Annotated in this window: 21 protein-coding genes; 11 read left to right on the top strand and 10 right to left on the bottom strand. The window is 64.6% G+C overall.

Annotation, left to right across the window (positions count from 1 at the left end):
* Nucleotides 1-91: 91 nt before the first annotated feature.
* The 5 genes from AC5RUO_RS07890 to AC5RUO_RS07870 all read left to right on the top strand — a co-directional run bounded on the left by AC5RUO_RS07890 (nucleotide 92) and on the right by AC5RUO_RS07870 (nucleotide 6,914).
* A complete protein-coding gene (locus AC5RUO_RS07890; protein WP_494009328.1) occupies nucleotides 92-1,384 on the top strand; it encodes an ABC transporter substrate-binding protein in 1,293 nt (430 codons plus the stop codon).
* A 72-nt stretch (nucleotides 1,385-1,456) separates the two neighbouring features.
* Entirely contained in the window at nucleotides 1,457-2,431 is a 975-nt protein-coding gene (locus AC5RUO_RS07885; protein ID WP_494103206.1) for a carbohydrate ABC transporter permease, read from the top strand.
* A 1-nt stretch (nucleotide 2,432) separates the two neighbouring features.
* Nucleotides 2,433-3,311: a carbohydrate ABC transporter permease gene (locus AC5RUO_RS07880; RefSeq protein WP_494103205.1), complete on the top strand. Its 879-nt coding sequence runs from the start codon at nucleotides 2,433-2,435 to the stop codon at nucleotides 3,309-3,311.
* A gap of 3 nt (nucleotides 3,312-3,314) precedes the next feature.
* Nucleotides 3,315-4,835 (top strand): glycoside hydrolase family 32 protein, encoded by a 1,521-nt coding sequence (locus tag AC5RUO_RS07875; RefSeq protein WP_494103204.1) that lies wholly within the window; start codon nucleotides 3,315-3,317, stop codon nucleotides 4,833-4,835.
* A gap of 207 nt (nucleotides 4,836-5,042) precedes the next feature.
* Nucleotides 5,043-6,914, top strand: a complete 1,872-nt coding sequence (locus tag AC5RUO_RS07870) for a vWA domain-containing protein (protein WP_494103203.1) — start codon at nucleotides 5,043-5,045, stop codon at nucleotides 6,912-6,914.
* Here AC5RUO_RS07870 and AC5RUO_RS07865 read toward each other — a convergent pair.
* Together AC5RUO_RS07865 and AC5RUO_RS07860 are read right to left on the bottom strand one after the other, a co-directional pair.
* Nucleotides 6,911-7,795 carry a hypothetical protein gene (locus AC5RUO_RS07865; RefSeq protein ID WP_494103202.1) on the bottom strand — a complete coding sequence of 295 codons (885 nt, stop codon included), beginning with the start codon at nucleotides 7,793-7,795 and terminating at the stop codon, nucleotides 6,911-6,913. The genes AC5RUO_RS07870 and AC5RUO_RS07865 overlap by 4 nt on opposite strands.
* Nucleotides 7,776-9,539, bottom strand: coding sequence for an NAD(P)/FAD-dependent oxidoreductase (locus tag AC5RUO_RS07860; RefSeq protein ID WP_494103201.1), 1,764 nt, complete (start codon nucleotides 9,537-9,539; stop codon nucleotides 7,776-7,778). The genes AC5RUO_RS07865 and AC5RUO_RS07860 overlap by 20 nt, the downstream gene beginning before the upstream one ends.
* Nucleotides 9,540-9,638: 99 nt before the next feature.
* Between AC5RUO_RS07860 and AC5RUO_RS07855 the strand changes: the two genes are divergently transcribed.
* From AC5RUO_RS07855 to AC5RUO_RS07840, 4 genes are all read left to right on the top strand, one after another.
* Nucleotides 9,639-10,001, top strand: coding sequence for a UBP-type zinc finger domain-containing protein (locus AC5RUO_RS07855; RefSeq protein WP_494009335.1), 363 nt, complete (start codon nucleotides 9,639-9,641; stop codon nucleotides 9,999-10,001).
* Nucleotides 10,002-10,063: 62 nt separating this feature from the next.
* On the top strand, nucleotides 10,064-10,756 hold the full coding sequence (locus AC5RUO_RS07850) for a histidine phosphatase family protein (RefSeq protein WP_494009336.1): 693 nt from the start codon (nucleotides 10,064-10,066) through the stop codon (nucleotides 10,754-10,756).
* A gap of 24 nt (nucleotides 10,757-10,780) precedes the next feature.
* Nucleotides 10,781-11,335 (top strand): DUF3090 domain-containing protein, encoded by a 555-nt coding sequence (locus AC5RUO_RS07845; protein WP_494103200.1) that lies wholly within the window; start codon nucleotides 10,781-10,783, stop codon nucleotides 11,333-11,335.
* On the top strand, nucleotides 11,335-12,105 hold the full coding sequence (locus tag AC5RUO_RS07840) for an SCO1664 family protein (RefSeq protein WP_494103199.1): 771 nt from the start codon (nucleotides 11,335-11,337) through the stop codon (nucleotides 12,103-12,105). Before AC5RUO_RS07845 ends, AC5RUO_RS07840 begins: the two co-directional genes overlap by 1 nt.
* Before the next feature lie 48 nt (nucleotides 12,106-12,153).
* On the opposite strand, the gene AC5RUO_RS07835 is transcribed toward AC5RUO_RS07840, so the two are convergent.
* The 6 genes from AC5RUO_RS07835 to nrdH all read right to left on the bottom strand — a co-directional run bounded on the left by AC5RUO_RS07835 (nucleotide 12,154) and on the right by nrdH (nucleotide 18,075).
* Entirely contained in the window at nucleotides 12,154-12,804 is a 651-nt protein-coding gene (locus tag AC5RUO_RS07835) for a phosphotransferase (RefSeq protein ID WP_494103198.1), read from the bottom strand.
* 142 nt (nucleotides 12,805-12,946) lie between these two features.
* Nucleotides 12,947-13,822 (bottom strand): DNA/RNA non-specific endonuclease, encoded by an 876-nt coding sequence (locus AC5RUO_RS07830; protein WP_494103197.1) that lies wholly within the window; start codon nucleotides 13,820-13,822, stop codon nucleotides 12,947-12,949.
* A 223-nt stretch (nucleotides 13,823-14,045) separates the two neighbouring features.
* The gene (gene nrdF / locus AC5RUO_RS07825) at nucleotides 14,046-15,020 is read right to left on the bottom strand and encodes a class 1b ribonucleoside-diphosphate reductase subunit beta (protein ID WP_494050598.1); all 975 of its coding nucleotides are present in this window, start codon (nucleotides 15,018-15,020) and stop codon (nucleotides 14,046-14,048) included.
* Between the two features lie 88 nt (nucleotides 15,021-15,108).
* The gene (nrdE, locus tag AC5RUO_RS07820; protein WP_494009449.1) at nucleotides 15,109-17,229 is read right to left on the bottom strand and encodes a class 1b ribonucleoside-diphosphate reductase subunit alpha; all 2,121 of its coding nucleotides are present in this window, start codon (nucleotides 17,227-17,229) and stop codon (nucleotides 15,109-15,111) included.
* A 20-nt stretch (nucleotides 17,230-17,249) separates the two neighbouring features.
* The gene (nrdI, locus tag AC5RUO_RS07815; RefSeq protein WP_494009450.1) at nucleotides 17,250-17,720 is read right to left on the bottom strand and encodes a class Ib ribonucleoside-diphosphate reductase assembly flavoprotein NrdI; all 471 of its coding nucleotides are present in this window, start codon (nucleotides 17,718-17,720) and stop codon (nucleotides 17,250-17,252) included.
* A 109-nt stretch (nucleotides 17,721-17,829) separates the two neighbouring features.
* Nucleotides 17,830-18,075 carry a glutaredoxin-like protein NrdH gene (gene nrdH, locus AC5RUO_RS07810; RefSeq protein ID WP_013601222.1) on the bottom strand — a complete coding sequence of 82 codons (246 nt, stop codon included), beginning with the start codon at nucleotides 18,073-18,075 and terminating at the stop codon, nucleotides 17,830-17,832.
* Nucleotides 18,076-18,551: 476 nt separating this feature from the next.
* Between nrdH and AC5RUO_RS07805 the strand changes: the two genes are divergently transcribed.
* Nucleotides 18,552-19,469, top strand: a complete 918-nt coding sequence (locus tag AC5RUO_RS07805; protein ID WP_494009367.1) for a LysR family transcriptional regulator — start codon at nucleotides 18,552-18,554, stop codon at nucleotides 19,467-19,469.
* A gap of 45 nt (nucleotides 19,470-19,514) precedes the next feature.
* A complete protein-coding gene (locus AC5RUO_RS07800; RefSeq protein WP_494009368.1) occupies nucleotides 19,515-20,021 on the top strand; it encodes a DUF2004 domain-containing protein in 507 nt (168 codons plus the stop codon).
* Nucleotides 20,022-20,150: 129 nt separating this feature from the next.
* Here the strand turns inward: AC5RUO_RS07800 and metE are convergent, their stop codons facing one another.
* Nucleotides 20,151-22,481 carry a 5-methyltetrahydropteroyltriglutamate--homocysteine S-methyltransferase gene (gene metE / locus AC5RUO_RS07795; protein ID WP_494103196.1) on the bottom strand — a complete coding sequence of 777 codons (2,331 nt, stop codon included), beginning with the start codon at nucleotides 22,479-22,481 and terminating at the stop codon, nucleotides 20,151-20,153.
* A 115-nt stretch (nucleotides 22,482-22,596) separates the two neighbouring features.
* On the bottom strand, nucleotides 22,597-23,559 hold the full coding sequence (locus AC5RUO_RS07790) for a methylenetetrahydrofolate reductase (protein WP_494103195.1): 963 nt from the start codon (nucleotides 23,557-23,559) through the stop codon (nucleotides 22,597-22,599).
* Nucleotides 23,560-23,700 lie beyond the last annotated feature (141 nt).

Genomic DNA, 23,700 nt, shown 5'->3' with positions numbered 1-23,700 from the left:
CCCCAACAAAACGGGAACGCAGCCGTTGCAGCGGCCGCGTTCCCTGCAGGACCCTCATCAATCCCCGCTGTCCAAGCAGAAAGACTGACCCATGAACACGAAGTTCACCAAGATCCTGGCGACCAGCATAGCTGCCGCAGCCCTCACCGCCACCCTCTCAGGCTGCGGCAAAGGCAGCGCCTCCTCCTCATCCGAAGGCTCCGGCGAGATTGCCCTGTGGACCCACAATGCCGGCAATCCCGACGAACTGGCCGCGGTCCAGAAAATCGTTGACTCCTACAACAGCAGCCAGGACAAGGTAAAGATCAAGGTCCAGGCCTTCCCGCAGGACTCCTACAACGATTCCGTGGTTTCGGCGGCAGCTGCCGGGAACCTGCCCTGCATCGTGGATATCGACGGCCCCAACGTGCCCAACTGGGCCTGGGCCGGTTACCTGGCGCCCCTGGAGCTGGAGGCGGACCTCTCAAGCCAGCTTCCCAGCACCGTGGCCGAGTGGGACGGAAAGCCCTACGCCGTGGGCTACTACGACGTTGCCCTGGCCATGATGGCCCGGGCCTCGGACCTGGAGGCTGCCGGCGTCCGCGTTGCCACCATGGAGCAGCCCTGGACCAAGGAGGAGTTCCAGGAAGCCCTGACCAAGCTCAAGGCGCTGGGCAAGTGGGAACACCCGCTGGACCTCGGCACCGCCGGCACCGGTGAATGGCTCCCCTACGCCTACTCCCCCTTCCTGCAGTCCTTCGGCGGCGACCTCGTGAACAGGGACGGCTTCCAAAGCGCCGAGGGCGAGCTCAACGGCGACAAGGCCGTGCAGTGGGCCGAGTGGTTCCGGGGCCTGGCCGACCAGGGCTTCATGGCAAAGAAGAGCGGCAAGGATTCCACCCAGGACTTCCTGAACAACAAGAGTGCCATCGTCTACACGGGCTCGTGGGCCGGGGACAAAGCCAGGGCCGCACTCGGCGACGACCTGGTGGTCATGCCGCCGGTGGACCTGGGCGAGGGCCCCAAGATCGGCGGCGCTTCCTGGCAGTGGGGCGTGACCAGCGGCTGCAGCAACGCCGAGGCCGCCATGGACTACCTCTCCTACTCGCTGAAGCCGGAGAACATCGCCGCGGTGGCGAAGGCCACCGGCGCCATTCCGGCCAGCGAAGAGGCCGCCGCGCAGATCCCCAGCTTCGCCGAGGGCGGTGCAAACCGGATCTTCATGGACTTCTCCCGGGAGTACGCCGTGATGCGTCCCGAAACGCCCGCCTACCCCTTCATTGCCACCGAGTACGGCAAGGCCGTCCAGGACATCCTGAACGGGGCGGACGCCAAGTCCACGCTGGATAACGCCGTGAAGGCGATCGACGCCAACATCAAGTCCAACGGCGGCTACAAGAACTAGCGGAGCCGCGGGAGGACTTCCGGCGAGACAACGCCGCAGTCCTCCCGCAGCCCGACCTACGAAAGATCCCTCATGGCAACTGACCTTCCCACCCGCCCGCGCCCTGCCGCCCCCGAAACCGCGCTGCCGCCGTCGAGCACTGACGGAAAGGACCGCAGGGCCCACCGCCGGCCCGGCTTCCGCCGCGAGCAGCTCAGCGGCTGGGGCATGATCGCCCCGGCGGCGCTGCTGCTCCTGGCCTTCATCTTCATCCCGGCCATCCTCGGCTTCGGGCTGGCCTTCACCAACGCCCGGCTCATCTCGCCGCGTCCGGTCGAATTCGTGGGCCTGGACAATTTCGCCAGGCTCTTCTCGGACCCCACGTTCTACCGCGCCCTGCTCAACGTCGCCTACTTCACCGTGGTCATCGTTCCGGTGCAGTCCGGCCTGGCGCTGGTGATGGCGCTGCTGATCAACAAGAAGTTCCGCGGCGTGAATTTCTTCCGCACCGTGTACTTCCTGCCCGTGGTCACCTCCATGGTGGTGGTCTCACTGCTGTGGCTCTTCATGTACCGCAAGGACGGCCTGGTCAACGAGATCCTCTCCGCCGTCAGCTTCGGCCTGATCGACGGGCCGGACTGGCTCGGGGATCCGAATACAGCGATGCCTGCCATCATCATCCTGTCCATCTGGCAGGCCGCCGGGTTCCATATGATCATCTGGCTTGCGGGGCTGCAGGGCATCTCCGGGGAGCTGTACGAGGCGTCGCAGCTGGACGGAACCAGCCGGTGGCAGCAGTTCCGCTACGTCACCTGGCCGGGCCTCTTCCACACGCGCAGCCTGGTCCTCGTCACCATCACCATCCAGGCCCTCGGCCTCTTCGACCAGATCAGCGTGATGACCCAGGGCGGACCCATGGATTCGACCACCACCATCATTTACGAGGCCGTCCAGTCCGGCTACCGGCAGCAGGAGACGTCCTACGCCTCCGCCATTTCGCTGGTGTTCTTTGTCCTCGTCCTGATCGTCTCCGCGGTGCAGCGCCACCTCACCCGGGAGAAAGACTGACATGAAAAACCAACTGCTCCTGAAAAACGCCGGCACCATGCTGGTGCGCATCCTCTTTGCCGTCGTGGCCGCGTTCCCCATCGTCTTCATGCTGGTGTCCTCGCTCAAGCCGGACCAGCAGATCTTCGGTGACATGTCCTCACTGGCCGCATTCCTCCCGGTTGGCAACATCTCCTTCGACAACTATTCGGCGGTCTTCGACCGTGTCCCCGCAGCGCGCTTCCTGCTCAACTCGGTGGGCGTCTCCGCCGTCACCGTGATCCTGGGCATCTTCGTTAACAGCCTCTGCGCCTTCGCCCTGTCCCGCATGCAGGTCAGGGGCAAGAAGATCGTGTTCACCGCGATCCTGGCTACCCTGATCGTCCCCTTCCAGACCCTGGCCCTGCCGCTGGTGTGGTGGGTCAACCAGCTACCCTACTTCGAGCTGAACGGCTTCAGCCTTGAGTTCTCCAAGGGCTGGCTGGACACCTACCAGGTCCAGATCATTCCGTTCATCGCCAACGCCTTCTCCATCTACCTGTTCCACCAGTACTTCGAGTCCATCCCAAAGGAACTGGACGAAGCCGCACGGATCGACGGGGCCGGCTGGTTCAAGATCTACCGCCAGGTGGTCATGCCGCTGGCAGGCCCCGCCACCGCCACGGTGGCGATCCTGACCTTCCTGCCGGCGTGGAACTCCTACCTCTGGCCGCTCATGGTGGTCCAGTCCGAGGAGCTGCGGCCCGTGATGATCGGCATCCAGTACTTCTTCCAGCTGAACGTTTCCTGGGGCGAGGTGATGGCATACGCCTCCCTGATCACCGTTCCGGTGGTCGTGCTCTTCATCGCCTTCCAGCGTTCATTCGTCAACAGCATCGCCTCCAGCGGCGTGAAGGGCTGAACCATGGCTTCACTTTCGACGGCTGCCGGCGCGCCGGCAGCGTCCCTCATTGACCGGTTCCGCCCCCAGTGGCATTACTCCGCACGGCGGAACTGGCTCAACGATCCAAACGGGCTGGTGTACCTCAACGGCTCCTACCACCTCTTCTACCAGCACAACCCCTTCGGCACGGACTGGGGCAACATGTCCTGGGGCCATGCCACGTCCCGGGACCTGCTCCACTGGGACGAACAACCGGTGGCCATCCCCTGCGATGACCAGGAAGCCATCTTCTCCGGCTCGGCCGTGTTCGACGAGCACAACACCAGCGGCTTCGGCACGACGGACACACCTCCGCTGGTTGCCATCTACACGAGCGCGTACAGTGAGGCCTCCCCGCTGGCCGGGCGGCAGGCCCAGTCCCTCGCCTACAGCCTGGACGAGGGCCGGACCTGGACGAAGCACCAGGGCAATCCCGTCCTGGACCGCGCCTCGGCGGACTTCCGTGACCCCAAGGTCTTTTGGTACGACGGCGGCGGCGAATGTTACTGGGTGATGGTTGCCGTCGAAGCGGTGCAGCGGCAGGTGGTGCTGTACAAATCCGCCGACCTCAAGTCCTGGGAGTACCTGAGCACGTTCGGCCCCGCCAACGCCACCGGCGGGGTCTGGGAATGCCCGGACCTGTTCGAGCTGCCGGTGGACGGAAACCCGCGGGACACCCGGTGGGTCCTCGTCGTGAACATCAACCCGGGAGGCATCGCCGGCGGTTCGGCAGGACAGTACTTCGTGGGAGAGTTCGACGGCGTGGCCTTCCAGTCAGGATCCACCGTCACCGAGGGGCTCCAGCAGGACGACTCGCGCATGCGCGAGTACGGCTGGCTGGACTGGGGCCGGGACTACTACGCCGCAGTCTCGTTCAGCAACCTGCCTGACGGCCGCCGGATCATGATCGGCTGGATGAACAACTGGGACTACGCCGGTTCCACGCCCACCGGAGACTGGCGCAGTGCCATGTCACTGCCGCGGGAGGTCACGCTCACCCGGGTGGACGGCAGGGTGGTGCTTCGGCAGGAAGCCATCGGTTTCTCCGGCGAGCCGGATGGCCGGGGCTTCCGGCACGGTCCCGGGCCTCTGCCGCCCGGAGTGGTGGAGCTTCCCGTCGCCGTGGCGGTAGCGCGCATCGATGCCGAATTCCGTCCGGGCAGCGCTACCGCCGTGGGCCTTGTCCTTCACGCAGGTAATGCCGGGCGGACGCTTCTCACCTATGACACCGGGCAAGGCGTGCTGCGCCTGGACCGGAGGGAGTCAGGAAATACCGGTTTCCACGAAGCCTTCCCGTCAGTGGAGGAAGTGGCCGTGCCGCTGCGGGAAGGCCGCCTGCGCCTGCGGGTGTACCTTGACCGGTGCTCGGTGGAGATTTTCGCCCAGGACGGGCTCGCCACCATCACTGACCTTGTGTTCCCCGCGGAGGAATGCACCGGGATGGCGGTCTTCGCGGAAGGTGAGGGCGCGCAGCTCGTGGCGCTCGACGTCGTCGGACACTGAATGCCGCGGGGCCCCTGAGCCGGTGCGGAACCCGCAGGATTGGTTCAAAAATGTGATCCGGACACTCACTTTGTGGCAGCCGGGGTTATCCTCAAAGGGCGTATCCAGGTGCCGGGGGCTAGGCGCACCGCGGTGTGACTGCCGCGGGCCAGTTTCATCATTTGCATTCACGCCGGGGGAACCCGGGGGATTTCAAAGGAAACGAGCATGGGCCGTCGACGCGCAGCAACTGACCCGAGCTATCCGCGCTGGGTGTGGATCGCCGCGGCGGCCACGGTCGCGCTTCTCGTTGTTGGCGGCGCGTTCGTGTTGCGGGTGCTGATCTTCCCCGCCGATTCAGGAGACGGCGGCGGTTCATCAGCAGGGAATGGCAGCACCCCTGCCCCAGGTGAACCCCTGGCGCAGGACAGTCCTGCTGCCACCGCCGGAGGATCTCCGTGCATCGCCTTGAAAATCCTCACCTCGCTCGAGAACGCTGACATGGTCCGTGCCTTGGCTGCCGGGTACACCGCGAAACCCCGCAGCGTGGACGGGAAGTGCGTGGCACCCGAAGTCAGCCAGGAAAAATCCGGCGCGTCCGCCGGGAAGGTTGCTGCGCAGTTCCCCGGCGTCGCAGCCAGTGACCGGCCCGCAGTCTGGCTGCCGGACTCTTCAGCCTGGCTGCGCATCGCAGGAGCAGGTGCCGGGGGCAGCCAGGTCCCGCAGGAAGGAAGGAGTGTTGCGCGGAGTGCCGTCGTGGTGGCTATGCCGGAGAGCATGGCTGCTGCACTTGGCTGGGACAGCAAAGCGCCCTCGTGGTCCGATGTCTTCAAAACCGCTGAGGACCAGGGCGTCTGGGAGCGCCTTGGCCATGCCGACTGGGGGAAGTTCAAGTTCGGCAAGGCCAGTCCGCTGGTCTCGACGTCGGGCCTCATGGCCCTTGCCGCTTCTTACGGTACCGCCGGTGGGAACGTGGGAGGTCTGGACGGCATGGACCTGGAAGCGGCGTCCCTGGTGGACAAAGTGCGTGCCGTGGAGCTGCGTACCAGCCACTATATGGCCACCCCCGAGCATTTCCTGTGGCACGTGCGGGAGGCCGACGACGCCGGGAACGTCGCGGAATTTCTCTCCGCCGTCATCGTGGACGAGAAGTTTGTCTGGGACTACAACCGGGGGGTAGTGAGCGAAGACGGGATTACCAAGCAGTCCGGTCCCCCGCCCCAGGAGCCCCTCCGCGCCATCTACCCCAACGATGGCGTGCAGGTGGCGGATAACCCGGCCGTAATCCTTAACGGCGATTGGGTTGAGGGCCGGCAGCGCTTGGCGGCCGAGGATTTCCTCCGGTTCGCTGTGACAGAGCAAGGCCAGCAGATCGTAAAGACTTCCGGATACCGGACCCTTCAGGGCGACCTGGACCCCGGGGTGGCAGGGACCGGACGATACGCTGAAACCCTCCAGCCGCTGCCGCTTCCCAAAGCAGAGGCCCTTCTTGCCATGCAGGACAGCTTTCCCGAGGTCCGCAAACGGGCCAGGGCCCTGTTCCTGGTGGACGTCTCCGAGTCCATGGTGCAGGATCCCGCAGCAAACAAGCTGCAGCGGGCCAAGGATGCCGTTCTCAAGGCCCTGGACCATTTCACCGGTGAGGACGAAATCGGGCTGGCCGCTTTCTCCCATGAGGGTGACGGGCCCTTGACGCCGGGCATCGTCAGCCCGGTAGCGCCGCTCGAAACCAACAAGGAAGACATCACGGCCAAGCTCCGCGAGCTTCAGGCTGTGGACGCAACACCCCTTTTTGAAGCCGTCAGCCGCTTCGCGGGCGAGCAGGCCAAGGAATACAAGGAAGATTTCATCAACACCATCGTGCTACTGAGTGACGGCAAGAACGACACCACGCACCCCGGAGACCTGGGCGGGCTCTCCGAACAGCTGAACCATCAGAACCATTCGACGCCGGTGCTCGTTTTTACCCTCGCCTACGGCCCCGAGGCAGACGTACCCACCCTGCTGGAAATCGCCAAGGCAAGCGGCGCCCACTACTACGACGCCACCGATCCGAACCGGCTCGAAGAGGTGCTTGGCGAACTGGTGACCAGTTTTTAGGCCGCCGGTCCTCGCACATGTCCGGCACGGGCTGCCCGCGAACGGGATAATGCGAGTGCCCACGCGCCGGCCACTCCGATGGCAATCAGTACGGTGACAAAGCCGATCGCCGGCGGACCCGTCCATGCCAGGGCGTCGCCATACCGCAGCAGGGCAAGTGCCTGCAGAATGACGAACGCAACGGAGGTCAGGGCAACGGGGCGGACGGTGCGGAGGTCACCGCTGAACTGGCCCTGCGCGGCGGACCACCCCAGGCCCACCAGCCACGCTCCGACGGCCCTCGCAGTGAGCTCGGACAATGGCCACGGCCACCACGCCGCGGCAGCAGCGGGTACTGCCAGGAGCGCCCCGCCATACAACACCAGCACCCCGGCGATTCCCAGCAGGAGCAACCGCAGCGCGGGCGGCAGCACGGGCCGTCGCACCGGCACGGACTTCGGGGCGGGACGCCCGGACCGGACCTGCATCCAGCCGATCACGAGCATCGCCACGGGCACGATGGCATAGATTGCCAGCCACGCCCAGGTCGCTATCTGCGCAAGGGGCCCGGCGGCTGGCGACAGGTGGAAGCGGTCGAGATGTATCAGGGTGACTCCAAGAGTCAGCGTGGTGAAGACGAACACGGGCCAGACTGCGAGCCTCGCTGACTCCCAGCTTTCCGAGCGGGCGCCCGTCACCTCCAGGCCGACCGCAGACCAGTATGCGGCACCGAGGAAGACAGCCGTCATGGGCGGATTGACTGTCCATGCGAACCATTCGGCAGTCCTGAGCGGAAACACGAACAGCACCAGGCCGGCAAGAAACACCAGGAACGCGGCGATGTAGAGCAGCCGCCGCATCGGCGCAATCACTGGTGCGGCATCAGTTGAAGCGGACGTCACCTGGGAGCTCCTTGGGCGCGGCCGCCTCACCGGGGGCAGGGGCCGGAGCAGGCAGGGGGTGCTCCGCCAGGTAGGTATGGAGCATCGAGACCACGGTGGCGCCGTCCCCCACCGCCGTAGCGACTCTCTTGATGGAACCGGCCCGCACGTCGCCGATCGCGAAAATGCCGGGCATGCTGGTTTCCAGCGCCAGGGGCTGCCTGTCCGGCCTGGTCCCATCCTTACTGTCAGCGCGGCTGGTACCCGTGCGGAGAAAACCGGCCTGGTCACGCTCAACGGTGTCGGGCAGCCAGGAGGTCCGTGGTACCGAACCGATCAGCACAAACAAGCCGCCCGCTTCGATCTCCTCATTCGAGGTTGCACCGCCGGCCCCGGTCGCGGCCACTTTAAGGCTGGCAAGGAACCCGTCCTGATCGCGGGCCCCCACGACCGCCGTGCCATAGCGGACCGCCACGTTCCGGGTGGCCTCAAGTTGGGAGATGAGGTACTCCGACATACTGGCCGACAGGGTGGGTCCGCGCACCAGCAGCGTCACCTTTTTCGCGTATCTCGCAAGGTGCAGGACGGCCTGTCCGGCCGAGTTGCCGCCGCCCACAACGCAGACCTGTTTTCCGGCCATCGACGGCGCCTCGGAGACCGTTGCCCCATAGAAGACGCCTCTGCCCACCAGGTTCTCAAGCTGCGGTATCCCGAGGCGGCGGTAGTCCACGCCGGTGGCCACCACCACTGTGCGGCATTGCACGATGGTGCCATCGGAAATCACCACCCTGTACAGCGGTCCCTCCACGCTGAGCTTCTCCACTTTCCGCATGAAGAGGAAGTCCGTGCCCAAAGTCCAGGCCTGGTGGAATGAACGGTAGGCCAGGTGGGCTCCGCTGACACCGCGGGAGAAGCCGGGGTAGTTGCGGATCAAGGAACTGGTGCCGGCCTGGCCTCCCACGGCTTCCCCCTCCACCACCATGGTGGAGAGGCCCTCGGAGGAGGCGTAGACGGCGGTGGCAAGACCGGACGGACCGGCTCCCACAACCACCACATCAAAGACCTTGTCCGCCGGCGGGGGCCGCGTTACCCCGATCGCTTCGGCGATCTCAAGGTCGCTGGGGTTCTCGAGGACAATGGGGGCAGCGGTAAACTGCAGCACCATGACCGGCAGCACAGGATCCCGCAGGCCCAGGCTCTCCAGCGTCCGTTGCCCCGTCTCGGACCCCACAGGGTGGAAGCCCACGGGGATGTGGTTTCGGCTCAGGGAGTCGCGCAGCACGTGGGTCCTTTCGTCGCCGACCTGCCCGATCAGCCGGACCGCCTCGAACCCGACCCCCTGGGCCAGGTGCCAGTCATCGAGGGCATCCGTAATGGCCCCGTGGAATTCCTCGTCGCGCGGTCGTTCGGGACGTATGATCAGCAATTCGGCGTATCCCTGCCCGATAGCCCGGAATACAGTGGGGGCGCTGGCGAAGTCGCCCCATGTCACCACCACACCGCGCTTGGCGGCCGGGTGGAAGCCATAGGCCCGCCGCAGGAAATCGAGTCCGCCACGGTCATCCGGTCCGTAGCATCCGAGGATGAGGGCCACCTGTCGGTTCCAGCGCCGGAGCCCCTCAAGCACTGCCCGTCCGTGGGCGTGGCCGGCGCAGGCCACCACTTCGTAGTCGGCACCGTACCGTCGGCGTAACTCATCTTCGAGAATGCGCCGGGAGGCCGGGTCCGGGGTGGCAATCAGCATGATCGGAACCGAGTCGTCCATGGCCGCCGTCTTTCCGGATCAATGGTTCGGTGGCGATCACGATACTCCCGCTGGGACAGTGGGGACAAGGTACGGAGATTCTGCCAGAATGAGGACGTCATGGAAGACCGCCCTATTCCCGGAATCAGCCCCGCCGCCACGCCCAGCGGAACAGGATGCGTGGAGTGCCTCGGCGGGGACGGCCCGGGATGGTGGCTGCATCTGCGGCGCTGCGCCCAATGCGGCCATATCGGATGCTGTGATTCATCCCCCTCGCAGCATGCCAGTGCCCACGCACGCACCGACGGCCATCCAGTCATGAGGTCCTTTGAACCCGGGGAGGACTGGTTCTACGAACTTCCCACGAAGAAGTTTTTCCGCGGCCCGCGGCTTCCCGATCCCCAGTCCAGGCCGCCGGAGCAACCGTCGCCCGGACCGGCTGACAAGGTACCGGCAGACTGGCAAGAGCACATCCACCGGTAACCGCGGACCGGGCATCAACTGCGCCGGCGGGCTTCGGTGGGGATGCTGGGTAGGCTGGATGGATGGCGACAGTTATCCTCGTGCGGCACGGCCGCACCACAGCCAATGCCGCTGGAATGCTGGCGGGCCGGGCGGCTGGCGTCTGCTTGGACCAGGTTGGGCGCGAGCAGGCAGCTCTGACCGGAGACCGACTCGCCGTGGTGCCCCTGGCAGGGGTGGTATCGAGCCCCCTCGAGCGTTGCCAGCAAACCGCACAGCTCATCCTGGAACGGCAGGCTGGTAATCCTTATGCGCCGGCCGAGCCCGATCTCACCGAGTGCGATTACGGCCAGTGGCAGGGGCGGATGCTCAGTGATCTCGCGACCGAAGACCTGTGGGCGGCCGTGCAGTCGCAGCCGTCCGCCGTCGTTTTTCCCGGCGGTGAATCCATGGCAGCGATGCAGGCCCGGTCGGTGGCAGCAATCCGACGCCACGATGCAGCCTTCGAAGCCGAATACGGGCCAGGAGCCGTGTGGGCGGCCGTGAGTCACGGTGACATCATCAAATCGATCCTGGCCGACGCGCTCGGTATGCACCTCGATCTGTTCCAGCGGATTAATGTGGGCCCTTCCTCCGTGTCCATCGTCCACTACGGTGCACTTCGGCCAAGCGTCTATGCGACGAACACCGACGCCGGGGATCTGTCGTGGCTGTCGAACGGCATCAACTCCGGTGATGCGCCGGTGGGCGGCGGCAGTGGGCAAACGGCGCAGTAGTTCTGATGTGCCTAAGATACTGACATGCCCACACTTGTTCACGAGTTTGCTTGGCCTGACCGGGTCGTCATCGGCACCATCGGCGTTCCGGGGGCGCGCACGTTCTACCTGCAGGTACGGACAGGTAAGCAAATTGTGAGCATCGCCCTCGAAAAGCAGCAGTCGGCCCAGCTCGCCGAGAAGATTGACGAAATCCTCGATCAGCTCATTACGCTGGAGGGCAACCCCTTCAGCGTTCCCACGGGTACCCCCATCGAACTCGTGGACAATGACCAGCTCGAGCCCGTCGAGGAGCAGTTCCGCACCGGGGCTATGACCCTGGGCTGGGACCCGACGACGGCGCAGGTGGTCATCGAGGCATACCCCATCATGGATGCCGATCCTGAAGACGACGACGAACCGGTTGCTGGGAACGGCAGCGAGGTACCCGAGATGCTGCTCGTGCGGATGCCCGTTGGCACCGCCCGCGCCTTTGCCAAGCGGACCCGGGAGGTGGTGGGCGCCGGGCGTCCCGCATGCCCGCTCTGCGGTTACCCCGTGGACCCCGACGGGCACGTCTGCACACTGCCCGAGGTCTGATGCCGGCGCCCGACCTGTTGACTGCCGAGCTGACCCTCACCGGTCGCATCGCGACGGCGTCGAACGCCACCTTCCTGGGCAGCATCGGCGACACCACGGTCGTTTACAAGCCGATAGCCGGGGAGAAACCGCTGTGGGATTTTCCCAACGGCTTCCTTGCCCACCGGGAGGTCGCAGCGTACCTGGTTTCCAAGGTCCTCGGCTGGAACGTGGTGCCACTCACTTGGCTCCGCGACGGTCCTTTGGGCGAAGGAATGGTGCAGCTGTGGCAGGAGTCAGACCCCGACCAGACTGCGGTGGATCTCGTTGCGGCGGACTACGACGTACACGGGAACGGGTGGAAACACGTCCTTGAGGGCCAGGATGAGAGCGGACGGAGAGTCGCCCTCGTCCACGAGGACACGCCGGCGCTTCGTCGCATGGCGGTGTTCGACGTCGTCGTGAACAACGCGGACCGCAAAGGCGACCATATCCTTGCCATGGCAGACGGACACCGGCACGGCGTGGACCACGGGCTCACCTTTCACCGGGACTACAAGCTGCGCACGGTGCTGTGGGGGTGGCTGGGAGAAAAGTTGACCTCTGAGGAGCGCGACGGCGTCGAGCGTGTCTTGGAAGAACTGCGCGGTGAGCTGGGCCGAAACCTGGCGGACCTGCTCAACGCCGAAGAAGTCGCCGCGCTCGCAGCGCGCTGCGCCCGGTTGCACTCGGCAGGGCGGTTCCCGGCGCCAAGAGCTGAGATGCCCGCGGTGCCCTGGCCGCTGTTCTGAACAAAAGGCCTGCAGAACCTGTCATGTCCAGACACAGTTGCGGGCGCGTTAGCGTGCCACGGCCTCCCGCCAGGTACCGATGTGTCGGCCGACATAGTCACTGGTTGCCTTCCAGTGGGCCCCGTGCCCCTCGTCATACATCCGTGCCCAAGGCTGGAATCCTGTTGCATTTGCGTCCCGAAGCAGCGCATTCATGGCCTGCACACGCCGGACGATCATCTCCGGCAAGTGCTGGCGCTGTTCCTGGCTGGCGCCGTAACCGTCAACGAACGCACGCAAGCGAACACCGGCGGTCTCCGGGTCTTCCCCTTCCCATAAGCCCGCGAATGACTGGGCAGCGTACGCCAGATCCCACATCCGTGAGCTGGGCCCGGCCCCGTCCCAGTCAAGGAACACCCACCGGTCCCCGATGATTAGGTTCCAGGGGGCGAGGTCGTTGTGGCAGATCAGTTCCTGCTCCGGCGCCGGTATCAACACTGGCCAGGATTCCAGATCCGCAGGAGTGCACGAGGGGCTGCTGTCATGGATCGCACGGATGATGCCCCCGACCCTTTGAAGCTCTTCGAGGTCCAGCTGTCCACTGTCGAGCGCCAGTGTCCCGTGGACGTATTCAAGAACCTGTCGGCCCTCGTTGTCAGGGCCGCCGGCGCGGGGAACATCCATGCCCGCGGAGGCCAGGTGGTGAAGGAACCGATGCACTTTCCCGGTGGTTTCAGTCCAGGGCTTCCGGACCGTGTCTCTGCTGCGGACTACAAAGTCACATGCGTTGCCGCCGGATAGGGGTTGCTCATCAGTCACCCTGAAAGGCTAGAGCATGCGTGAACCGGTCGTTGCTGCAGGATCAGCCGGCCTCCAGGTCGAAGTCCAGGTCAAGATCTTCAAGGCTGCCCAGCTGCCGCCATGTGGATCCGACCCGGGCGGTGCCGAGGGTTGCGGCGATCGGCATCCGGTCCGCCGCAACGAGCTGGTCCAGGTTCAGGCCGGTGAGGGTCGCAATGTCGCGAATAGGTGCCTGGAACGTACGGAACGGGCCAAGCGGCGGAACGTCCTCGACGGCGCCGGGCCGCGGCACGTCCGGCAGTTCAGCCAGCTGGGGTGTTTGGTCCACCACGTACCCGGTGGCTGCCAGTTCGCCCTCATGGATGAAGGCTGCGACCTTGAAGTAGCGCAGCGGGATCCCGACTCCCCGGTAGACAGGGTCCTCGTCGCTGAAGATCGGCCCGGTGAACACCACGATTCTTCGGCTATGGTCGGCCGCGTGGTCCAGCAGGTACGACTCCATGCCGAGCCACAGTTCCATGCCCTGGTTAAACTTGGCAGCCTGCGGCGCTGCGTTGGTGTAGTGGAACGTGTCCTCGTTGGCCTGTGCCGCCTCGGCCCGGCTGGCGCCCCAGACAGCGGACGCCCGCCGGACCAAATGTCCGCGGTCGATGTCGTTGCGGGCGTAAACCCGCTCCCCTGTCTGCTGGCCCTCACGCAGCCGCGGATCCAGCCGCCATTTGATACCCGAACGGTCCAGGTCCATGAGTTTGCCGCCGTCAATGCCAAGCGCTGTCACCGCCGCAAGACGCCTGTCCGGGCGCATCAGCACTGAGAAGTGGGTGTAAGGCAGGAGGACTGTCTCCACTCCGGGCCGGGAGAGGTACAGGGACGCCCAGGAAGTCCTCTTCGTAGCCGACCCTGTCAGCGAGGTCTTCGACGGTGGCGGTTGGGGCAAGCAGCAATTCGTCATCCATGCCCGGACCCTACCAGCGCCCGGTGACAGCCAGGTATCCAGGAGGCGACTGAGCGGGGTCGCTCAGGACCGCTTCCCGTGACAGGCTTGATCGCCTTAGGGCCACCAGGCATCCGCATCGTGCACGCTCCGTGATAAGTGAAGGCCCCGCACTAAAGTAGTAGCGCGGGGCCTCCATTCATCTGACACTCACGAGACTCAGAAACTAGAAGTCCCAGTCCTCGTCCTCGGTGTTGACGGCCTTGCCGATCACGTACGAGGAACCGGACCCGGAGAAGAAGTCGTGGTTCTCGTCGGCGTTCGGGGACAGGGCCGAGAGGATGGCCGGGTTCACGTCGGTGACCGAGGACGGGAACATCGCCTCGTAGCCCAGGTTCATGAGCGCCTTGTTGGCGTTGTAGTGCAGGAACTTCTTGACGTCCTCGGCCAGGCCAACGCCGTCGTAGAGATCGTGCGTGTACTGCACCTCGTTCTCGTACAGCTCGAAGAGCAGCTCGAACGTGTAGTCCTTGATCTCCTGGCGGCGCTCCTCGGAAAGCGTCTCCAGTCCGCGCTGGAACTTGTAGCCGATGTAGTAGCCATGCACGGCCTCGTCGCGGATGATCAGGCGGATCAGGTCGGCCGTGTTCGTGAGCTTGGCGCGCGAGGACCAGTACATGGGCAGGTAGAAGCCCGAGTAGAACAAGAAGCTCTCCAGCAGCGTGGAGGCCACCTTGCGCTTCAGGGGGTCATCGCCCTGGTAGTAGTCCATGACGATCTGGGCCTTCTTCTGAAGGTTCTCGTTCTCGGTGGACCAGCGGAACGCCTCGTCGATCTCCTTGGTGGAGGCCAGCGTGGAGAAGATGGAGGAGTAGCTCTTGGCGTGCACCGACTCCATGAACGCGATGTTCGTGTAGACGGCTTCCTCGTGCGGGGTCAGCGCATCGGGGATGAGGGAGACGGCGCCGACGGTGCCCTGGATGGTGTCCAGCAGGGTCAGGCCGGTGAAGACGCGCATGGTGAGCTGCTGCTCAGCCGGCGTCAGGGTGTTCCAGGACTGGACGTCGTTGGACAGCGGCACCTTTTCCGGCAGCCAGAAGTTGTTGACGAGCCGGTTCCAGACCTCCACGTCCTTGTCGTCCTGGATGCGGTTCCAGTTGATGGCCTCGACGTGGCTCAGAAGCTTGACCTTCTCGGTCATGTCATCCCCTCATTGTTGGGTGGTTCTCTAAGTTAAAGCGTACGACGGCGGGCGGTTGCCCGCCGTCGTAATCAACCTGAAAAGGCTGTTACAGGGCGCAGCTGACGCAGCCCTCTACCTCGGTCCCTTCCAGCGCGAGCTGGCGGAGGCGGATGTAGTAAAGCGTCTTGATGCCCTTGCGCCATGCGTAGATTTGAGCCTTGTTGATGTCGCGGGTGGTGGCGGTGTCCTTGAAGAACAGCGTCAGGGACAGGCCCTGGTCAACATGCTGTGTGGCAGCGGCGTAGGTGTCGATGATCTTCTCGTAGCCGATCTCGTACGCATCCTGGTAGTAATCCAGGTTGTCGTTGGTGAGGTACGGCGCCGGGTAGTAGACGCGGCCGATCTTCCCTTCCTTGCGGATCTCGATCTTGGCGGCCACCGGGTGGATGGAGGACGTGGAGTTGTTGATGTAGCTGATGGAGCCCGTCGGCGGCACGGCCTGCAGGTTCTGGTTGTAGATGCCGTGCTCCATGACGGAGGCCTTCAGCTCGCGCCAGTCATCCTGTGTGGGGATGTGGTGGCCGGCGAACAGATCGCGGACGCGCTCAGTCTCCGGGAGCCATTCCTGCTCGGTGTACTTGTCGAAGAACTCGCCGCTCGCGTACTTGGAGTTCTCGAAACCGCCGAACTTCTGGCCGGTTTCGATGGCGAGCCGGTTGGATGCACGCAGGGCGTGGAACAGCACCGTGTAGAAGTAGATGTTGGTGAAGTCCAGGCCTTCTTCGGAGCCGTAGTGGACCCGCTCCCGCGCCAGGTAGCCGTGCAGGTTCATCTGGCCCAGGCCGATGGCGTGGGACTTCGCATTGCCCTCGGCCACGGACGGCACCGAGTTGATGTAGGACATGTCCGACACCGCGCTGAGTGCACGGATGGCCGTTTCGATGGACGCACCGAAGTCCGGCGAGTCCATGGTCTTGGCGATGTTCATCGAACCCAGGTTGCAGGAGATGTCCTTGCCGACGGTCTGGTACGTGAGGTCCTCGTTGTACAGGGACGGCGTGGAGACCTGCAGGATCTCCGAGCAGAGGTTGCTCATGGTGATCTTGCCGGCGATCGGGTTGGCCCGGTTCACGGTGTCCTCGAACATGATGTACGGGTAGCCGGACTCGAACTGGATCTCGGCGAGGGTCTGGAAGAACTCGCGGGCGCTGATCTTGGTCTTCTTGATCCGGGAATCGTCCACCATCTCGTAGTACTTCTCGGTGACCGAGACGTCCGAGAACGGGACACCGTAGACGCGTTCGACGTCGTACGGCGAGAACAGGTACATGTCCTCGTTCTTCTTGGCCAGCTCGAACGTGATGTCCGGAATGACGACGCCCAGCGAAAGGGTCTTGATGCGGATCTTCTCGTCCGCGTTCTCCCGCTTGGTGTCCAGGAACCGGTAGATGTCCGGGTGGTGCGCGTGCAGGTACACGGCACCGGCGCCCTGGCGGGCACCAAGCTGGTTGGCGTAGGAGAAGCTGTCTTCGAGGAGCTTCATCACCGGAATGACACCGGAGGACTGGTTTTCGATCTGCTTGATCGGCGCGCCGTGCTCGCGGATGTTGGTCAGCGACAGGGCCACGCCGCCGCCGCGCTTGGACAGCTGCAGCGCGGAGTTGATGCCGCGGGCGATGGACTCCATGTTGTCCTCGATGCGCAGCAGGAAGCAGGAGACGAGTTCGCCGCGCTGCGCCTTGCCGGCGTTGAGGAAGGTGGGCGTTGCCGGCTGGAAGCGGCCGTCAATGATTTCGTCCACCAGGCGGGTGGCCAGTTCCTCATTGCCGCGGGCCAGGTGCATGGCCACCATGCAGACGCGGTCCTCGTAGCGCTCCAGGTAGCGCTTGCCGTCGAACGTCTTCAGCGTGTAGGAGGTGTAGAACTTGAACGCGCCCAGGAAGGTCTCGAAGCGGAACTTCTTTTTGTAGGCACGGTTGAACAGTTCACGGATGAAGTTCATCGTGTACTGGTCCAGTGTTTCGCGCTCGTAGTACTGGTTCTTCACCAGGTAGTCGAGCTTCTCCTCCAGGTCATGGAAGAACACGGTGTTGTTGTTAACGTGCTGCAGGAAGTACTGGTGGGCGGCCTCACGGTCCGCCTCGAACTGGATTTCGCCGCTGGGACCGTAGAGGTTCAGCATGGCGTTCAGCTCGTGATAGCCCAGGCCCTTGTAGGCGGCCGGCAACTCCGGCTTCTTGGCCCTGGTTACTTCTGTGTCTGCGACAGTCGTGTCCAAAACGTGTCCAATCCCTGGTTGACCCTGGCAACGTCTTCCGGCGTTCCCATGAGTTCGAATCGATAAAGGTGGGGTACCTGGCATTTGGCGGCGATGATGTCCGCTGCCAGGCAGTAGTTGTCCCCGAAGTTTGTGTTGCCGGCCCCGATCACGCCGCGGAGCAGTTGCCTGTTCTGCGGGTTGTTCAAAAACCGGATGACCTGCTTTGGGACGGACCCCTCTCCCCCGGTGCCGCCATAGGTGGGCACCACCAGCACGAACGGCCGGGTGGCAAGCAGGGGTGCGTCCCTGGAGTAGAGCGGAATCCGGGCCACCTCGCGGCCGAGCTTCAAGACGAAGCGGCTGGTGTTCTCGGATGCCGAGGAAAAATAGATGAGCTGGCTGTCTGTGCGGACCGGTTCCGGGCTATCCAGGAGCCGGGCCGGCGGGGACACTTCCACGCGCTGAGCCGCGTGGAACTGGGAAGCCGTGTAGCCTTGCTGTGCTGTTGGTGCTGCCGTGGGAGTCACCTCAGCTGGTTGATTGTTGCCGGCAGGAAAAGCAGGGCTCCTAGGCCACGGAGGAAACGGCCGAGAGGGCCAGTTCTTCGATCTTGTCCGGGCGGAAGCCTGACCAGTGGTCCTGGTCGGTGACCACAACGGGTGCCTGCATGTAGCCCAGGGCCTTCAGGCGCTCGAGGGCCTCGGCGTCCTGGGAGATGTCAACGCTCTGGTAGGTGATGCCCTTCTTGTCGAGCGCACGGTAGGTGGCGTTGCACTGAACACAAGCAGGCTTGGTGTAAACCGTTACGGTCATGGTCGCTGTCCCCTTTTGTCGAAATCGTCGCTGGCCCGGTGTCCCCGTCCAAGCTGTATGTCGATACTACATGTAGTGCAGACGCCTCTTTGGAACCCCAAGATGATGTATTACAAGTATGTCATTTAATGCACCGTTAATCCACAGGCAGGCCCCTTCAAAATGTCCGGAATCACGGCTTTTTCACGGACGGAATCCACACCCTGTGGAGTAGTTAGGCACAATTAACGCCCAGCGTGTCGCGCGAAAGACGGCGTGTCGCGGCCTCCGTGCCGGACCTTGAAAGCGCCAAAAACGGGCTCCGAAGTGACCTGCGGAACCCCTTTAGGTGACCAACCGCACTCGCCATGGTGGCCACTTGTACTGACGCCTGGAGGCACCCGACCCCATCACCACCCCTAGTAGCTGCAGCCGCACAGTTGCCTGTAGAGGGGAGGCGGCTTCTTCGCCAGCTGCTCCCGGAGTAGTGTGGGCTGGTGGTAAATCCGGTACACCTGAAGACCCTGATGGAGGTCACGCGGCTGGGCTCGTTCGCGGCCGCCGCATCAACCCTTGGCTACACGGCTTCGGCCGTATCGCAGCAGATGTCCGCCCTGGAACGGGACACCGGGGTGGTCCTGTTCCAGCGTTCGGCGCGGAGCGTGGTTCCCACGGAAGCCGCCGTCGTCATGACCCGGCACGCAGCCAAGGTGCTGACGGACATCGAAGCGCTTATGGCCGCCGCCGCCAAGACCCAGGACAGCACCAGCCAGGAGCTCCGGTTGGGAATCTTCCCCAGCCTTGCCACGTATGTCCTGCCGCGGATCCTGAAGAATCCGGCGTGGAAGAACCTGGGCATCGACCTCAGGGTGTCCGTCGCCGAACCAGGCCAGACCATTCAGGGGCTGCGCACCGGCGGTGACCTGGACCTTGCCGTGGTGTTCCAGGTTGGCCAGACCGGCGTGGCCTGGCCGGCCACCATCAACCGGCAATGGATCGGCGACGACGATTTCCGGGTGGTCCTGCCCGCCGGCTGGGGTTTCCGGCCGGACGCGAAGGTGGCGGCGGACCATCTCTCCGAGATGCCGTGGATCATGCACCATCCCGGGACCAGCGACGCCATGGTGATCGAGCGGCTCTTCGCCGGCTGCAACCTCCATCCCCGGGTGGTGGCGCACAGCGACGACTTCCACGCCAGCCTCGAAATGGCTGCCGCGGGGCTGGGCGCGGCACTGGTGCCCGAGCTCGCGCTGCGCAACAAGCCTGCCGGCGTGGTGGTCCTGGACGTTCCCGAGATCCGGCTGGCCCGCAACGTCTTCGCGCTGCTGATTAACGACAGGAAAACCGCCCGGGTGCAGCTCTTCGTCGACCTGCTGGCCGAGACCCTGGCCGGGATGCGGACGTCGGTGAATTAGGCCTGAATGCTGGAATGCGCTGCTCTTCGGGTCTATGTTGAGACTATGAGCAAGGTAGCGAGCCAGCACTTTGGAGAGATAGAGCTCAACCACGGCAGGGACCACTCCATCGCCGCGAAGCATGAGCTGCGCGGCCATCCGCTGGAACTCGACCTGAACATCACCGCCCACGACCACTTCGACGAAGCCGCACTGCGCAAGGTGGACTACCGGCTGCGGTTCCTGCCGGAACTGGTGGACGAAGTCCGGGACATGATCGCCGAGGAACTGGAGCAGGAAGGCACCAGCCCGCAGGAGTACCTGCATTTCCACTGCAATGCCCTCAAGGACGAGCACCTGCAGAAGGTCTTCGGCGTGGAGGAACGCAGCCAGCTCACCAACGCCGTGTTCCTCAAAGCATTGAAACTGGGCCATGTGGGCATCTACCCCGGCCAACCCGAACGCTACTTCGTTTTGGATTTCACCCTCGGCGAGCACTTCACGGACGAAGTCCTGGTGGCCTCCGCCGATGAGGACGGTGTTGTTGACGACGAGATCCTCTGGGAGTCCTGAAACACCTGCTTCTTAAAGCACGACGCCGGCCGGCCACCTTTCGGTGACCAGCCGGCCGTTCGCCCGCCTCTCAAGGTCCGGCGCGCTGGGCGCACCGGACCTTGAGTCTCTGCGGGCTCTCTTAGTTCCCTATTTGGCCGCTTCCAGCAGTTCCGCGCGGACCGTCTGGGTTGCCTTGACCAGGTTGCGCAGTGACTCTTCGGTCTCGGCGTAGCCGCGGGTCTTCAGGCCGCAGTCCGGGTTGACCCACAGCTGGCGGGACGGGACGTGCTTCACGGCGGTGCTGAGCAGTTCGGTGACTTCCTGCTCCCCCGGTACGCGCGGCGAGTGGATGTCGTAAACACCGGGGCCGACGCCGCGGCCGAAGCCGTGCGACTCCAGGTCGTGGACAACCTCCATGCGGGAGCGGGCCGCCTCGATGGACGTCACGTCGGCGTCGAGGCCGTCGATCGCGTCAATGATCACCCCGAACTCCGAGTAGCAGAGGTGGGTGTGGATCTGGGTGGCGTCTTTGGCGCCCGCGGTCGCGAGCCGGAAAGAGTCCACGGACCACTTCAGGTAGTCGGCGTGGTCGGCCTTGCGCAGCGGAAGGAGTTCGCGCAGCGCAGGCTCGTCCACCTGGATGACCTTGATGCCCGCTGCTTCGAGGTCGGCGATCTCGTCACGCAGCGCCAGCCCAACCTGGTTGGCGGTCTCCGCCAGCGGCTGGTCATCGCGGACGAAGGACCAGGCCAGGATGGTGACCGGACCAGTGAGCATGCCCTTCATCGGCTTGCTGGTCAGGGACTGTGCGTACTTCGCCCATTCCACCGTGATGGGGGCGGAGCGCGTGACGTCTCCCCAGAGAATGGAGGGACGGGTGCAGCGTGAGCCGTAGGACTGGACCCAGCCGTGCACCGTCACGTCGAAGCCTTCGAGGTTTTCCGCGAAGTACTGCACCATGTCGTTACGCTCGGGCTCGCCGTGAACCAGGACGTCGTAGCCCAGTTCTTCCTGCAGGTCCACGACGCGCTTGATTTCATCCTTCATGAGCTGCTGGTACTGCTCGTCGCTCAGCTCACCCTTGGTGTTGCGGGCACGGGCCGAGCGGATTTCGGACGTCTGCGGGAAGGAGCCGATGGTGGTGGTGGGCAGCGGCGGCAGGTGCAGCGCTTCCTCCTGGGCTGCTGCCCGGACCTCGTACTCGGCGCGGGTGAAGTCGGCGGCGGTCAGGGCTTCGGTGCGGGCCCGGACATCGGCTCGGCGCACGCCGTCGGCGGTGGCGCGGGAAGCGATGACAGCGGTTGCCTCGTCGATCGCGGCCTTCGCGGAGGCGGGATCCGCCAGGTAGGACGCCAGGGTCTTCACCTCGATGGCCTTCTGGTCCGAGAACGCCAGCCAGCTGCGGAGCTGTTCGGACAGCTGGGTTTCCTCGGCGACGTCGTGCGGGACGTGCTGGGTGGAGGTGGACGTGGAGACGGCGATCCTGCCGGCGGCGGCCGTCAGTGCGTCCAGCTTCGCGGCCGAGGCGGCGAGGTCGTTGCGCCAGATGTTGTGGCCATCAACCACACCGGCAACCAGGGTCTTGTTGCCCAGGCCCGCCAGGGCTGCCTCGGACGGAACGGCGCCCTTGAAGACGTCGATGTGCAGGGCCTCGATGTTGGCGGCCGCGAGGATACCGAGCTGGTTGTCCAGGGAACCGTACGGCGTGGAAACGAGGATCTGGGGGCGGTTGGCGGCAGCGGTGAGGACCTCATAGGCCCGTGCCACGGCTGCTTCAACTTCAGCGGCCGGGGTGTCCTGGTCGACGACCAGTGCCGGCTCATCCAGCTGGATCCAGCTGGCTCCGGCGGCAGCGAGCTTCTCCAGCAGCTGGACATAAACGGGCAGGATGTCCTCGAGGCGGGACAGCGGCGCGAACCCGGCCGGGGCGTCGTCGGAGGCCTTGGACAGCAGCAGGTAGGTGACCGGGCCAACGATGTAGGGCCGGGTCTCGATGCCGTTGGCCAGGGCGTGGGCAAACTCGTCCACCTTGGCGGTGGAAGCCAGCGTGAACTTGGTCTCCGGACCGATTTCGGGAACCAGGTAGTGGTAGTTGGTGTCGAACCACTTGGTCATTTCCAGCGGCTGCTGCTCCTTGTTGCCGCGGGCCAGGGTGAAGTAGCCGTCGATATCGAGCTGGCCCTCGGCGTTGAGGAGCTGGCCGAAGCGGGCGGGCACGGCACCGAGGTGTGCGGTGGCGTCCAGGACCTGGTCGTAGTAGGAGAAGGTGCCGGGGACGGCTGCGGCCTCGGTCAGGCCGAGTTCCTGCAGACGCTTTGCGATGGTCAGCTGGATGTCCTTGGCTGCGGCGTTCAGGGCGGCAGCGTCAATCTTGCCGGCCCAGTAGGCTTCGATGGCCTTCTTGAGCTCGCGGCGGCGGCCAATGCGGGGGTAGCCGAGGAGTGAGGCGGACGGGAAAGGAGTGTTCTTTTCAGTCATGGCTAAGTCCTAAAGTTCGTAGTGCTGTGCATCGAAGGCACAGGGGAGAAAGAGGGCAGCGCGGAGCTGCCGGACGCGGACAGCGTTCAGCTGTCAGGCCGGCAAGCGTGCTGCGTTAGCTGGCGAGCTGGCTGCGGACCGTTGAGGCCGCGCTGACGCCGGCACGGCCGCGTCGCGGAAGGGCGAGCTTGTCCAACACCTCCAGCGCGCTTTGGTGCTCGTTGAAGGTGTAGATGTGGATACCCGGCGCCCCGGCATCGAGGGCTGCGTTGGAAAGGTCGACGGTGGCGTCGACGCCTATGTGGAGTCGTTCCAGGTCGCTGTCGGCCGCGGCCAGCCTGGCCATCAGTGTGGGAGCCGGTTCCACGCCGGTCAGTTCACCCAGGCGGTTGAGCCGTCGGAGGCTGGTCAGAGGCATGACACCCGGGATGATCGGGATGGTGACCCCGGCCCGGCGAGCCCTGGTGAGGAGGTCGGCGTACTGATCCGCGTGGAAGAACACCTGGGTGATGGCGAAGTCGGCACCGGAACGCTGCTTGGCGAGCAGCACCTCGACGTCGTGCTCCTCGCTCGGCGATTCCGGATGGCGCGCAGGGTAGGCGGCGACGCCAACCGCGATCTTCCCGGCACAAAGCAATGCCGAACGGCGCTGCTCCACCCGGCGGATGAGCTCGATCAGGTCCTGGGCATAGCGGAGCGAGCCGTCCGTATGCTGGCCGTCGCTCGGCAGGTCGCCGCGCAAGGCCAGGATGCCGCGCACCCCGGTGTCCAGCAGCTGGCCGATGATGCCCGCCAGTTCCTGCGGCGTGTTTCCGACGCAGGTCAGGTGGGCCAGTGGCCGAAGCGTGGTTTCGAGCAGGAGCCGGTTGATGAGCTCGACGGCGGTGTCCCGGTTGGATCCGCTGGCACCATACGTGACGGAGACATAGTCCGGCTCGGTGGTTTCGAGTTCCCGGATGGTGGTCCAGAGCGTCTCTGCGGCTGCCGGCGAACGGGGCGGAAACAGCTCGTAGGAGAGCGCCACCGGAGCGGCGTCGGTTAGATTGGGATGTGTCTCAATAAGGCTAGGTGGTGACATTTGCGTCCTTGGCTTTGGGCCATTGAGGTCTGCAGCCACAAACGTGACGGCAGTCGGCAATGAATTGAGTTTGGGGAACACACGGGAGAACTTCACAGGACGCAGCCGCGACTGTTACGCCTGAAATGAAGTTGTCCGTGA

This window comes from Arthrobacter sp. Y3221087, assembly GCF_059089905.1.
This window is presented reverse-complemented; position numbering and strand designations above follow the sequence as displayed.